The organism is Mesorhizobium sp. AR10 (genome assembly GCF_024746795.1).
Taxonomy (GTDB): Bacteria; Pseudomonadota; Alphaproteobacteria; order Rhizobiales; family Rhizobiaceae; genus Mesorhizobium.
Map to the genome: position 1 here is coordinate 5590272 of NZ_CP080524.1, position 13124 is coordinate 5603395.

Sequence of the window (13124 nt, forward strand, 5' to 3'; positions counted from 1 at the left end):
ATGCGCTCGCATAGGAAGAAATTCCAGTGGTGGGCCATCATATGGAAGGCGGAAAATCAGAGCGCCTTGAAGTCCTGCACGCGCCAGGCGCCGGCGCCGGCCAGGCAGACTTCACCCTTGAACAGAGCGACGCCGTCGAAGCTTTCGCGCGAGGCGGTGAAGCGGCGGCACGTCTGGCCATTGTCCTTGAGTTCCACCAGTTCGGTGATGGAACCGCGCGAACCGGTGCCGGAGTTCGCCCAGGGCACAGCCTGCCCGGCAAGTTGCTCGATGTCGGCGGAAGACACGGCGTTGCGGATCGTGGTCTGGTCGGAGGCGCGATCCTGATCGAGCGGTGCGGTCGGATCAGGTGCTGTTGAGGTGAGGATCGAACGGTCGACCTCGGCCTTCTCCAGGCTGAAGCCGCCTGCCCCGCAAGCCGCAAGCGGCAAGGCGGCCGCCACGATCGCAGCCCTGGCACTGGCCGAAGCGATAACGCCCCATTGCCTGCTGTCAAAAGCTTGCGCGATACGCGACAATCGGCAATCTCCCCCAGCACCGTGACAATTTGAGAAAAACTATGAGTGACACAGAGTTAACAAGTGGTGACTTTACCGAGGCTGCAGAGCCGTTCCGGCTCTTTGCCGCATGGCTCGACGACGCGACCAAGAGCGAGATCAACGATGCCAACGGCGTGGCGCTGGCGACGGTCGATGCCGACGGCATGCCGGATGTGCGGATGGTGCTGCTCAAGGGGTTCGATGAAGGTGGGTTTGTCTTCTACACGAATTTCGAGAGCGCCAAGGGCCGCGAGATTCTTGGCAGCATGAAGGCTGCGATGTGTTTCCACTGGAAATCGCTGCGCCGGCAGGTGCGGGTGCGCGGGCCGGTGGAGATCGTCAGCGATGCCGAAGCCGACGCCTATTATGCGACGCGTCCGCGCGGCAGCCGCATCGGCGCCTGGGCCTCGAAACAGTCGCGGCCGCTGGAAAGCCGCTTTGCGCTGGAAAAGGCCGTTGCCGAATACACGGCGCGCTATCCGATCGGTGAGATTCCACGGCCAAAGCACTGGTCGGGTTTTCGCATCGTGCCACAGACGATAGAGTTCTGGCACGACCGGCCGTTCCGGCTGCACGACCGCCTCGTCTTCAGCCGCGACGCAAAAGGCGGCTGGGACAAGGAGCGGCTTTATCCGTAGGAGACGCAGCTTTTCCCTAAGAGAGAGGCTCAGCCCTTCTTCCTGGTCATGAACGCCGTCAGGGCAGCGCGGGCTTCGTCGGATTTCAGGCGCTCGCGGAAATGGGCGCTCTCCTGCCCGATACGGGCGACGAGATCCTCGCGCGAGCCACGCATCAGGTCACGGGCGATCTTCAGCGCCTGCGGCGGCTTGGCCGCGATCTGGCCGGCCGCAGCCAGCACCGAGGCTTCGAGCGCGTCCTCCTCTACCACCTCGTAGATCAATCCGGCTGCCTTCGCCCGCTCGGCTGAAAAACCCTCGCCAAGGGCAAGCAGCGCGAAGGCGCCTTGCCGTCCCAGCACCTGCGGGGCGAGCAGGCTCGACCCCGCCTCGGGCACCAGGCCAAGGTCGACGAAAGGCGTGCGGAACATCGTGCGTGGCGTGGCGAAGGTCAGGTCGCAATGCAAGTTGAGCGTGGTGCCGATGCCGACCGCGATGCCGTCAACGCCGGAGACCACAGGCTTTTCCACCTTGGCCAGCGCCATCAGGAAATCCCAGACCTCGGTGCCGCCCTCGCCACCGGTGGCGATCACCATGAAATCGGCAAGGTCGTTGCCGGAGGAGAAGGCGCCGGGAACGCCGAGGAAGACATGGACGCGGATGGCCGGATCAGTGTCGCCCTCAGCGAGGGCGGCCGACATTGTCGCGTACATGGCGCGCGTCAGGGCGTTTTTCTTGTCCGGTCGGTTCATGCGGATGATCTGGATGGCGCCCTGGCGCTCGACGAGGATATGGTCAGTCACGGGCATTCCTTTTGTAAAAACGCGTTTGTAAAAGCTCGAGCCTTGTGAACGTCAGGCAGAAATCAGCGTCTTGCCGGCAACGGCAAGGCTGTCGGCGCCGCCGATGACGCGCTCCTTCAATGCACCCGCCTCGCCAAGCAGGTTTTCGGCGAAGAAGCGGCAAAGGGCGATGCGGTTTTGGTCGGCGAGCGCACCGCGCGCCAGATAGGCGCCGCCGGCGGCAAGCGAAATCAGCCGCAGATACGGCGTGGCGCCGGCCAGTGCCCCGTCGGAGCGACCGTCGGCCAGCAATTCCTGCAGGAAGCGCGTCGCTTGCGTCAGATCGTCGAGCGCCTGATCGAGGCTGTCCGCAGTACGGCCAAAACCCTCAAGGTTCGAGGTTCGCACAGCATTGGCGACCGCCGCCAATTCCCCGATGTAGCCGTGGACGTGCTCGCCGCCGCCGAGCGGCAATTTGCGCGCCACCAGATCGATCGCCTGGATGCCGTTGGTGCCTTCGTAGATCGGCGCGATGCGGGCATCGCGATAAAGCGCCGCCGCACCCGTCTCTTCGATGAAGCCCATGCCGCCATGCACCTGGAGCCCGAGCGAGGCGACTTCGACGCCGACATCGGTGGAAAAGGCTTTGGCCAGCGGCGTCAACAGATTGGCGCGGTCGCGCCAGTGCGTCGCCTCGTCGCCGGCGGACACGCGCGCGCTGTCGATGGCATGGGCGCAGGAATAGCTGATGGCCCGGGCAATCTGCGTGAGAGCTTTCATGGTCAGAAGCGTGCGCTGCACGTCCGGGTGATGGACGATCGGCGCCATGCCGACGCCGTTGTAAGTTGCGGCTTTGCCTTGCCGGCGGTCGTTGGCATAGGCGATCGCCTTTTGCGTCGCGGCTTCCGCGACTGCGACGCCCTGCATGCCGACGCAAAGCCGGGCATTGTTCATCATGGTGAACATGCAGGCGAGGCCCTTGTTCTCCTCACCGATCAGCCAGCCGACCGCTCCTGGTGCAGCACCCTCGAAGCCGTCGCCATAGATCATGGTGCAGGTGGGCGATGCATGGATGCCCAGCTTGTGCTCGAGGCCGGAGCAGAATACGTCGTTGCGGGCGCCGAGCGCGCCATCGTCGCCAACCAGGAATTTCGGCACCAGGAACAGCGAAAGGCCGCGCGTGCCGGCCGGCGCATCAGGCAGCCGCGCCAGCACCAGATGGATGATGTTGTCGGTGAAATCATGCTCGCCATAGGTGATGAATATCTTCTGCCCGAAGATGCGGTAGGTGCCGTCGCCGGCCGGCTCGGCGCGGGCGCGCAAGGCGGCAAGGTCAGATCCGGCCTGCGGCTCGGTCAGGTTCATCGTGCCCATCCATTCCCCGGAGACGAGCTTTTCGAGATACTTGGCCTTGAGCTCCTGTGAGGCATGCTTGTCGAGCGCTTCGACCGCGCCCATGGTCAGCGTCGGGCCGATGCCGAACGCCATTGCGGCGGAATTCCACATTTCGAGCGTCGCGACGCCGAGCATGGTTGGCAACGCCTGGCCGCCATACTCCTCCGGTCCGGACAGCGCGTTCCAGCCGCCGTCGATCCAGCGGCGATAAAGCGCCTTCCAGCCGGGCGGCGTGGTGACGGAGGCATCCTTCAGCACCGCACCGTGCTCGTCGCCGATCTTGTAGAGCGGTGCCACTTCCTCGCTGGCAAAGCGGCCGGCTTCGGCCAGGATGGCGTCGACAAGGTCTTCGCCGAGATCGCCGAACGTGCCGGCATCGAGCGCTGGCTTGAGGCCGGCGACGTGTTTCAGCGTGAAGGCGATGTCCTCGACCGGTGCCCGATACATACCGCTCTCTCCCTAGTCTGGCGGGCCGATCCTATGATCCGCGCCGGCGCAAAACCATCCGCCTTTGGGCGATCTCCCATCTTCTTTTTACGTAAACGTCAAACTTTGTCACGCGGATTTTGCAATCGCGCCGGCGCGAACTAGATTCGATTGACGCCGGATCAAATCGACCGGTGGCAGACCAGAAATAGCGGAACGCCCATGCTCGCCAGACCCGACGCCTATCGCTGCATCGAATGCGGCCTGCCCTATCGGGCCACAGGGTTCTGGTACCATCAGGGCAAGCTGGAGAACGGCGCCGCCTACTGGTCGGATCGCGGCATATTGTGCTCGCCGCAATGCTCGCTGGCCCACCACCGCAAGCGTGCGGCCGAAGGAACGCTGCCGCAAGAGCCGGCGCCCGATCCGTTCGAAATCCGCCGCTGATGCGCCGGTGACGACCGTCACACGCCGAAATACCCAACTGTTCACAGCATCGGCAGCTGAACTGCAAAAAGCATTCCTTAACCATAGCCGTTCACCATCGGTGTTTGGTCAGCGGGGATTCCCTGTTTGAAAATGCCGGCGCACCTTATCCGCCGCTCAGCGCTCGCTCTCGCGGCGGCGATGGCGCTGACACCGGCGGCAAAGGCCTCGGATTTCTCCGAGCCTTGGAAGAATGCCGACCGCGCGCTGGTCATCGACGCCTATGAATACAATTCCATCGACTGGGCGGAACTCGCCACCGACAAGCGTATCGTCGGCTTCATCAACAAGGCCTCCGACGGACTGCCGCCGCCCTATTTCTGTTTCGGCGACGAAACCGAGGTGCGGCTCTGCAAGACGCTGTGGAAGCGTCATGCGGTGACGCGTGAGCTGTTCCAGACGCGCAAGGTGGTGGCCAAGGCGCTCGGCCTGAAATGGGGCGCCTATCATCTTGCCCGCCCCGGCAATCCGGTCGCGCAGGCCAACAATTTCATCGATTTCGCCGAACCCGCGCCGGATGACCTGCTTGCCCTCGACATCGAGGACAATGATCCGGCGCAATGGATGTCGCTGGAGGACGCCGAGGAGTTCGTGCGCCAGGTGCATCGGCGCCTCGGCCGCTTCCCAGTGCTCTACACCAACGGCACGACCGCCCGGCACATCGCCGACAACCGCTACAAATACCGGCTGCTGTCGCGGCTACCGCTCTGGTACGCGCGCTACAAGCCTGACATCGACGTGCATTTTCCAATGGGAAACTGGCAAGGCTACGCGCTCTGGCAGTTCTCGGCGCAAGCCAATTGCGGCCGGTTCCGCTGCCCCTACCGGGTCGCGGGCACGCCCAACGACATCGACGTCAATGTCGCGCCGATGGCAGCCGCAGAACTGCGCGCCCAATGGCCGTTCGGCGGTTTGATCGACGTGCCGGCGGACTACCTCGCCTCGATACCGCTTCCGGTTTCGCGCGAGGCCGGCCTCGCCGGCAATGTCACCATCACCTACGCCACCGTGGCAACGCCGCCGACCTTCGAGGAAATGGTCGCGGTGCTGGGCGCACGCTGGGCCAAATTCCGTAACGGCTTCAGCATGCCGGTGGTGAAGACGGTGCCGCGGCGGCCACGCTTCGGCATTGCCGAGTATGTCGCCTGGAGGCGGACAGAGCAGCGTTCAACCGCTCAGCTCGAAGCCTTCACCGCAGCGGCCGACCCGGTCAGTACGGCTTCGACCGAACTCGACCGCACCAGCGGCAAAGGCCTGTCTCGCCCATTCTAGAGCCTGTTCCATCCCGATGGAATCGGGATGGGGCTCTATCTCTTTGTTTGAGCATGATCTTTTCCGAAAACCGGATGCCACTTTTCGGGATCATGCTCTAGAAGCGTGTCGAGATTCAGCTGGCCTTTTCGCGTGCGATCGCCTGCCAGCCGATGTCGCGGCGGCAGAATCCGTCCGGCCAGTCAATCCGGTCGAGTGCGGCATAGGCTCGTCTCTGCGCCTCGCCGACCGTGGCGCCTGATGCCGTCACGTTGAGCACGCGGCCGCCATTGGCGACCAGCGCGCCGCTGTTGATCGCCGTGCCGGCATGAAAGATCTCGACGCCTTCAGTTGCTGCCTCTTCGACGCCGCGAATGACCGAGCCCTTTTCCGGTGCGCCGGGATAGCCTCTGGCCGCCATCACCACGGTGAGTGCTGCCTCGTCGCGCCAGCGCACTGAGGTATGCGCGAGCTGACCATCGGCGGAGGCGTTGAGCAGGACAAGGAGATCGTCCTTCAACCGCATCATCAGCACCTGGCATTCCGGGTCGCCGAACCGGGTGTTGTATTCGATCAGTTTTGGACCCTGGTCCGATATCATCAGCCCGGCAAACAGCACGCCGGAAAACGGTGCACCTGTTTCAGCCATGCCGCGCATGGTCGGCTCGATGATCTCGCGCATGGTGCGCTCGATCATGGCCGGCGTCATCACCGGCGCCGGCGAATAGGCGCCCATGCCGCCGGTGTTGGGGCCGGTATCGCCGTCGCCGACGCGCTTATGGTCCTGCGCCGTGCCGAAGGGCAGCGCGGTAACACCGTCGCAGAGGCAGAAGAAGCTTGCTTCCTCGCCGGTCAGAAACTCCTCGACCACCACTTCCGCTCCAGCTGCTCCGAAGGAGCCGTCGAAACAGGCGTCGAGTGCGGCCAGCGCCTCGTCCAGCGCCATGGCGACGGTGACGCCCTTGCCAGCGGCCAGACCATCGGCCTTGATGACGATCGGCGCGCCCATTTTCTCGACATAGGCCCTGGCCGACGCCAGATCGCCGAAGCGGCCATAGGAGGCGGTCGGAATATGGTATTTCGCGCAGAGGTCCTTGGTGAAACCCTTAGAGCCTTCCAGCCGCGCCGCTGCTTTGGACGGACCGAAGACGCGAATGTTTTGGGCGCGGAGGTCGTCGGCGATGCCGGCGACCAGCGGCCCTTCCGGTCCGACCACGACAAGGTCGATTGCCTTGTCCTTGCAGAAAGCGGCAACGGCGGCATGGTCGGCAATGTCGAGCGTCACCAGTTCGGCTTCGCGGCCAATGCCCGGATTGCCCGGTGCGGCATAAAGCTTCGTCAACAGCGGCGACGCGGCGATCTTCCAGGCCAGGGCATGTTCGCGGCCGCCGGAGCCGATCAACAAAACGCGCATGCCAACATCCCTTGCCGTTCCAAGACACGGACTGCGCTATTGCGCCCCGGGCGACGGGTCAAGACATTTGGGAGCCCTGAGACCAATTGCGCACGGGAACGTTGGGCATCAACGTCGCCGACGCGCAAACTTGCCGGCTGCGATCAGCTCTGGAAGACAACCGGGAACCAGTCCTCGCGCAATTTCTGCCCCGGCTTCATGTCGTGGCCGGGATAGGGCGGAGAGGTGCGGCCGGGACGTTCGACATAGCGCGCATCGTCGCCGACCCAGCGTAGCGACAGGGCTCGGCGCCGTGCCGCTGTCAAATTGCCGCGCGCGCCATGCGCCGTCCTGAAGTCGAACAGTATGGCGTCGCCCGGTTCCATCTCCCATTCGAGGACCTTCATGGTCGGATCGTTGTCGGGATCGGGCACCGGCAGATAGTCGCCTTCGCCGGCATAGAAATTGCTGTCGTCGAGCCAACGCACCGGCAGGATCATCTTGTCCCATTTGTGCGAGCCGGCGATCACCCGCAACGTCGCCTCCTTCACCGGATCGATCGGAATCCAGAAGCTCACGGTCTGCTTCCCGTCGACAAAGTAATAGGGGATGTCCTGATGCCAGGGCGTCGGCTTCTGGGTACCGGGCTCCTTGACCAGCACGTGATCGTGAAAGAACTGCGCGGTGCGCGACTGCATCACCGCCGCCGCCAGTTCGGCTGCCGGCGACTCCCGCACCACTCTCGCGAATTCGGGGATGCGCTCCCAGTTGCAATAGTCGTCGAAGAAACTGCCACGGCCATTGGCAATGTCCGACGCGGTGGCGCTGCGATTCTGGATGTTGCGCTCGATGCCGGCGGCGATCGTGTCGACCCAGCCCTTGAAGGCGCCGCGGATGCAAACCGCCCCGTCACGCTGATAGTCGGCAATTGTCTCGGCGTCGATCTGGTGGGCAGCCATCGGGTTATTTCTCCAAAGGAATAACCGACTATCGCAGGCACCTTACATCAGGTAAAATAATAACTTTCCATGCATCACATAGAAACAGACTATGAACTTGACCCTCGCACAATTGCGATATCTGGTCGCCGTCGCCCGTCACGGCAGCGTCACCGCGGCAGCCAGAACGCTGAACGTCTCGCAGCCATCGATCTCCGTGGCCATAGACAATGTCGAGAAGACTTTCGGCCAGAAGCTGTTCGTGCGCCAGCGCGGCAGCGGCATTTCGCTGACATCGTTCGGGCGTGTCGCGGTGGCGAAGGCGAAACAGGTTCTGGCCGAGGCGGACGAACTGGCGGGGCTCGGATCGCGAGACGCGGCTGTCGCCGGTGAGCTGGTGCTTGGATGTTTCGAGGATCTCGCGCCCTATTTCGCGCCGGCTCTCATCCGCGCCTTCTCGGAGCGCTGCCCGGGCGTCGAGATCGTCGTTGGCGACGAGACGTTGGAGACGCTGGGGCGGCGGTTGAGCGACGGCGCCATCGATCTCGGCCTCACCTACGATCTCGGCCTGCCGACGCATTTCGCCCGTGTCCTGCTGCATGAGCTGCGGCCGCATGCGCTGCTGCCGGCCGGCCATGCGCTGGCAGATCGGCCTGCGGTCAGCCTGGCAGACATGGCGGCCTATCCGCTGATCACCACCGACCAGCCGCACAGCTGGCAGCATATGCTCGACCTGTTTCGCAGCCGCGGCCTTTCACCGGTGGCTGACTCCAGGACAAGTTCGTTCGAGCTGCAACGCAGCATGGTCGCCAATGGCTTCGGCGTCGCGGTCAGCTACACCAGGCCGCATGGCGACCGCAGCTATGACGGCCTGCCGCTGATCTGCAAACCGCTCTCCGATCGGCTTCCCATGCAGCGGATCATTCTCACCCATGACACGCGCCAACGTCTGTCGAATGCGGCGCTGGCCTTCATCGACGTGGCGAAGGATTGGTTCTCCGCCCACGACGTTTTCACTGCATAATATGGGCGCAAGTGGGTTGGTTTGACGCTTGACGGCTTTCGCCGCTGCTGCCACTCCAGCACGATGGAAACCGTGCAATCGAAAGCAGCCCAGGGCCGTGTCGCCGACGCGCCGAGCGGCCACTGGGTCTACCGCGTTCTGCCGCGCCGGCTGTGGCCCTATGCTCAGCTTGCCCGATGGGACCGGCCGATCGGCTGGCAGTTGCTGTTGTGGCCCTGCTGGTGGTCGGCAGCTCTTGCCGCAAGTGCCTATCCCCGACCCAGTGACCCGCTGCTCTCGCTGCTGCCGGCGCCATGGTATCTCCTGCTGTTCCTGATCGGCGCCATCGCCATGCGCGGCGCCGGCTGCACCTACAACGACCTGGTCGACGAAGACATCGACAACCAGGTCGAGCGCACGCGCTCACGGCCGCTGCCGGCTGGAAAGGTCACGCGCCGGCAGGCCTGGGTGTTCCTCGTCATCCAGGCCCTGGTCGGCTTGGTGGTGCTGTTGCAGTTCAACAGCTTCGCCATCCCGCTCGGCATCTGTTCGCTCGTCATCGTCGCCATCTATCCGTTCATGAAGCGGTTCACCAACTGGCCGCAGTTCGTGCTCGGCCTCGCCTTTTCCTGGGGTGCGTTGATGGGATGGGCGGTGGAGTTCGGCGATCTCGATGGCCCCGCCATCATGCTCTATATCGGCTCGATCCTGTGGGTGATCGGTTACGACACGATCTATGCGCATCAGGACAAGGAAGACGACGCCATCGTCGGCGTGCGCTCGACCGCGCGCCTGTTCGGCGACAACACCAAGGCCTGGCTCGTCGGGCTCTATGGCGGGGCGCTGATCTGCTTTGCCATCGCCTTCGCCTCGGCGCAGGCGCCAGCGCCGGCGCTGGCGGGTCTGGTCGCCGCCGGCGCCCATATGGCGCGGCAGATAGCAAGGCTGGATATCGACGATCCGGACCAGTGCCTGCGGCTGTTCAAATCGAACAACCAGGTCGGCTGGCTGATCTTCCTCGGCCTGATCGGCGGCGCGCTGTGGGTGGCGGTGAAGCCGCTGGTGTAGCGGCTTTTTCCTTCTCCCTTGTTGGAGAAGGGAGAGTGCTCAGCCTACTCGCGCGAAATGATCTCGTGGCCGTCGACGACCAGCCGGAGGCCGAGGTCGCCGGCGCGGCGGCGGGCGAGGAAACGCGGACGGCGCGTGGTCGAAGCGCGGCCCTTGCGGCGATCCTTGGCCGGCAGCGCCTTGATGGCGGCGCCGAGCGATTCCTCCAGCGTGCGGGCAATGCCGTCGGCTTCGATCAGCAACATCTGCAGACGATAGGCATCGGCCCAGGCGCGCCAGTCGGCGGCGACATCGTCGAGATCGTCGGCCACCAGCAACGGCACCGACAGCATCGGGTCGTTGTGCAGAAGCTCAAGGGTCACTGTGACATTGCCATCCGGGTCCTCCATCGCGCGGGCGGCGACGCCGCGAAACGCGTTAGCGGGCAGAGCGATGATCGCCGGCACGCCGCTCATCTCGAGCGTGCGGCGGATGACGGCGCCACGCTGGTCGATGGTGAAGGTAACGTCGCCATAGTCGTCGCGCGTGGCATAGGTCACCACTTGCGGCAGGCGGAATGGGTCGAGGCGCATGTTGCGTCCCGCCCAGACTGGCTTCAGTCCGGTGTTCATTTAATGCCTTCCTGTATCTCCTGAGAGCCGTTTTTGCGGTTCTCTCCGGGCCGGTTTTTCCTGCCTCGTTGTGTGGAGAATATTAGCGCGGGCTTCTTACCGCCGCGCTTAAGAAAGTCAGTTAAATTTTGCTGATCTCAGGGGATGGTTATCGGAATGCGACCAGGCACAAGATCTTGAAAGGATCAGATAACCTTACCGGGATTCATGATCCCGGCCGGATCGAAAGCCGCCTTCACCCTGCGCATCAGATCGATCGCCATCGGCGGCGCCGTCGCGATCAGTTCGTCGCGCTTCAACTGGCCGATGCCGTGCTCGGCCGAGATCGAACCTTGAAGGGAGCGCACGACATCGTGCACGGCCTTGTTCATGGCGTGATAGAGGCCGAGAAACGCCTCGTCATCGCCGTCGACCGGCCGGGAAATGTTATAGTGGAGGTTGCCGTCGCCCATGTGGCCAAAGCAGACCACGCGCGCGCCGGGACTGACCGAGGCAACGGCGTCCGCTGCCTTTTCGATGAACTGCGGGATGGACGCTACCGGCACCGAGATGTCGTGCTTGATCGAGGCGCCTTCCGGCTTCTGTGCTTCGGGCAGCACCTCGCGGAAATTCCAGAAGGCGTCGCCCTGGGAAAGGCTTGCCGCGATCACCGCATCGCCGACGATGCCCTGTTCGAGACCGGCTGACAGCACATCCTCGATCAACCCATTGGCATCCTCGGCCGAGCGGCCGGAGGAAACCTGCATCAGCACGTACCACGGCCAGTCCTCGGCGAGCGGCCTGGTAACGCCTTGCGCGTGCAGAAGCGTGAAGTCATAGGGTCTGCGGCCAATCAGCTCGAAAGCGGTCAGCGCTGCGCCGGCGCGATCCATGGCAAGGCTGAACAGGGACAGCGCCGCTTCCGGCGACGACAGGCCGGCAAAGGCCACCTCGCGTCCCTTGGGCTTCGGGAAAAGCTTGAGCACCGCGGCGGTGATGATGCCGAGCGTGCCCTCGGCGCCGACGAACAGGTTCTTCAAATCGTAGCCGGTGTTGTCCTTCTTCAATTTGCGCAGATCGTCGAACACCTCGCCGGTCGGCAGCACCACCTCGACGCCGAGGCAGAGTTCGCGCGCATTGCCATAGGCGAGCACGCCGGTGCCGCCAGCATTGGAAGAGAGGTTGCCACCAATCTGGCAGGACCCTTGTGCGGCAAGCGACAGTGGAAACAGCCGGTCGGCGGCATCGGCCGCTTCCTGCAGCGTCTGCAGGATGACGCCGGCCTCGACGGTCACCGTATTGGACAGGACGTCGATCTCGCGGATGCGATTGAGCCGCGACAGCGACAGCACGATCTCGCGGCCGGATGTGTCAGGCACCTGCGCGCCGACCAGACCGGTGTTGCCGCTTTGCGGCACGATTGGCGTTCCCGTCTCGGTCGCCAGCCGCATGATGCGGCTGACCTCGTCGACGCTGCCGGGCCTCAGCACCAGCGGCGTTCGGCCATGCCACAGCCCGCGCCGCTCGGTGAGGTAGGGCGCGATATCCTGCTGGTCGCGGAGCGCATATTTGTTGCCGACGATGGCTGCGAAGCGGTCGACGAGGGCGGGGGCGAGGTCTCTGGAAATATCGGTCATGGGTGAAAGCTATGTCTCGGATGCAATCTTGTCACGAGGGGCAGCAGCCCGCGAAAGCCGGTCGTTGATCGCTTCACCCAGCCCGTCGAACGGGATTGGTTCGACGGCAATGGTTGTCACGCCGCTGCGGTCGAGGTCCTGCAAATGGGCGAAGAGATTGGCCGCCGCCTCACGCAGGTCGCCGGTCTGAGACAGGTTGCGCAGGACGGCAGCGCCTTGCCAGCCTTCGGCACGGCGGCCGCCGAAGGCCAACAGGGCTTCGCCCTTGGCGATTCTCCCGGCATTGAGCCGCACCGCGGCACCCGGCGCATAGTGCGAGGCGAGCATACCGGGTGCCTCGATGCCCGCTGCCGCGCCGCGCAGCAGCTTCATGCCGACCGCGGCCTCGATCTCCTCGGCGGCAATGCCGCCGGGCCGCAGCAGCCGCACCGTTTCGCCTTCGACCTTGACAATGGTCGATTCCAGTCCGACCGGCGTTGCGCCGCCATCGACCACCAGCCTGATCCTGGCACCGAGATCGGCGGCCACTGCCTCAGCCGTCGTGGCGCTGATCTTTCCAGAGGAATTGGCGCTGGGTGCCGCCAGCGGCCGGCCAAGCCTGGCGATCAGGTCGCCGCCAAATCCCCTGGGCATGCGCAGCGCGATCGTATCCAGACCGGCGGTGACCAACGGATGAATGCCGCTACCCGGCCGCTGCGGCAGCACCAGCGTCAGCGGCCCCGGCCAGAATGCTTGCGCCAGCCGTTTCGACAGGGGATCGAACAGCGCAATGCGTTCGGCCATCGCCAGATCGGCGACATGGGCGATCAGCGGGTTGAAGTGCGGGCGGCCCTTGGCCTCGAAAATGCGGGCCACGCCGACGCCATTGGTTGCATCGCCAGCCAGCCCGTAGACGGTTTCCGTCGGGATGGCGACGACGTCACCACCTTCAAGCAGCGCCAGTGCCCGCTCCATCGCCTCGCCGACGGCAACAATCTCAGCCACTCTCATCACCTCATA

The 13124-nt window shown here is 64.2% G+C and carries 13 protein-coding genes; 5 read left to right on the top strand and 8 right to left on the bottom strand.

Going from position 1 to position 13124, the window contains the following annotated elements; genetic code table 11:
* Nucleotides 1-56: 56 nt before the first annotated feature.
* On the bottom strand, nucleotides 57-518 hold the full coding sequence (locus LHFGNBLO_RS30895) for an RT0821/Lpp0805 family surface protein (protein WP_258603662.1): 462 nt from the start codon (nucleotides 516-518) through the stop codon (nucleotides 57-59).
* A gap of 29 nt (nucleotides 519-547) precedes the next feature.
* Here LHFGNBLO_RS30895 and pdxH point away from each other — a divergent pair, with 29 nt between their 5' ends.
* A complete protein-coding gene (pdxH, locus tag LHFGNBLO_RS30900; protein WP_258603665.1) occupies nucleotides 548-1177 on the top strand; it encodes a pyridoxamine 5'-phosphate oxidase in 630 nt (209 codons plus the stop codon).
* A 29-nt stretch (nucleotides 1178-1206) separates the two neighbouring features.
* On the opposite strand, the gene LHFGNBLO_RS30905 is transcribed toward pdxH, so the two are convergent.
* Together LHFGNBLO_RS30905 and LHFGNBLO_RS30910 are read right to left on the bottom strand one after the other, a co-directional pair.
* Nucleotides 1207-1959 carry a crotonase/enoyl-CoA hydratase family protein gene (locus LHFGNBLO_RS30905; protein WP_258603667.1) on the bottom strand — a complete coding sequence of 251 codons (753 nt, stop codon included), beginning with the start codon at nucleotides 1957-1959 and terminating at the stop codon, nucleotides 1207-1209.
* A gap of 51 nt (nucleotides 1960-2010) precedes the next feature.
* Nucleotides 2011-3780 (bottom strand): acyl-CoA dehydrogenase family protein, encoded by a 1770-nt coding sequence (locus LHFGNBLO_RS30910; protein WP_258603669.1) that lies wholly within the window; start codon nucleotides 3778-3780, stop codon nucleotides 2011-2013.
* A 201-nt stretch (nucleotides 3781-3981) separates the two neighbouring features.
* Between LHFGNBLO_RS30910 and LHFGNBLO_RS30915 the strand changes: the two genes are divergently transcribed.
* Nucleotides 3982-4206 (top strand): hypothetical protein, encoded by a 225-nt coding sequence (locus LHFGNBLO_RS30915; RefSeq protein WP_258603670.1) that lies wholly within the window; start codon nucleotides 3982-3984, stop codon nucleotides 4204-4206.
* A gap of 132 nt (nucleotides 4207-4338) precedes the next feature.
* A complete protein-coding gene (locus LHFGNBLO_RS30920) occupies nucleotides 4339-5517 on the top strand; it encodes a glycoside hydrolase family 25 protein (protein ID WP_258603672.1) in 1179 nt (392 codons plus the stop codon).
* A 115-nt stretch (nucleotides 5518-5632) separates the two neighbouring features.
* Here LHFGNBLO_RS30920 and purD read toward each other — a convergent pair whose 3' ends face one another.
* Together purD and LHFGNBLO_RS30930 are read right to left on the bottom strand one after the other, a co-directional pair.
* Nucleotides 5633-6910: a phosphoribosylamine--glycine ligase gene (gene purD / locus LHFGNBLO_RS30925; RefSeq protein ID WP_258603674.1), complete on the bottom strand. Its 1278-nt coding sequence runs from the start codon at nucleotides 6908-6910 to the stop codon at nucleotides 5633-5635.
* 143 nt (nucleotides 6911-7053) lie between these two features.
* The gene (locus tag LHFGNBLO_RS30930; protein WP_258603676.1) at nucleotides 7054-7848 is read right to left on the bottom strand and encodes a phytanoyl-CoA dioxygenase family protein; all 795 of its coding nucleotides are present in this window, start codon (nucleotides 7846-7848) and stop codon (nucleotides 7054-7056) included.
* 91 nt (nucleotides 7849-7939) lie between these two features.
* Between LHFGNBLO_RS30930 and LHFGNBLO_RS30935 the strand changes: the two genes are divergently transcribed.
* The gene (locus LHFGNBLO_RS30935) at nucleotides 7940-8851 is read left to right on the top strand and encodes a LysR family transcriptional regulator (RefSeq protein ID WP_258603677.1); all 912 of its coding nucleotides are present in this window, start codon (nucleotides 7940-7942) and stop codon (nucleotides 8849-8851) included.
* 63 nt (nucleotides 8852-8914) lie between these two features.
* Entirely contained in the window at nucleotides 8915-9898 is a 984-nt protein-coding gene (gene ubiA / locus LHFGNBLO_RS30940; protein ID WP_258609978.1) for a 4-hydroxybenzoate octaprenyltransferase, read from the top strand.
* A gap of 44 nt (nucleotides 9899-9942) precedes the next feature.
* On the opposite strand, the gene LHFGNBLO_RS30945 is transcribed toward ubiA, so the two are convergent.
* The 3 genes from LHFGNBLO_RS30945 to LHFGNBLO_RS30955 form a co-directional block, all read right to left on the bottom strand.
* A complete protein-coding gene (locus tag LHFGNBLO_RS30945; protein WP_258603678.1) occupies nucleotides 9943-10509 on the bottom strand; it encodes a DUF6101 family protein in 567 nt (188 codons plus the stop codon).
* A gap of 185 nt (nucleotides 10510-10694) precedes the next feature.
* Nucleotides 10695-12125, bottom strand: a complete 1431-nt coding sequence (locus LHFGNBLO_RS30950) for an FAD-binding oxidoreductase (protein ID WP_258603680.1) — start codon at nucleotides 12123-12125, stop codon at nucleotides 10695-10697.
* Nucleotides 12126-12134: 9 nt separating this feature from the next.
* Nucleotides 12135-13109, bottom strand: coding sequence for an L-threonylcarbamoyladenylate synthase (locus LHFGNBLO_RS30955; protein WP_258603682.1), 975 nt, complete (start codon nucleotides 13107-13109; stop codon nucleotides 12135-12137).
* Nucleotides 13110-13124 lie beyond the last annotated feature (15 nt).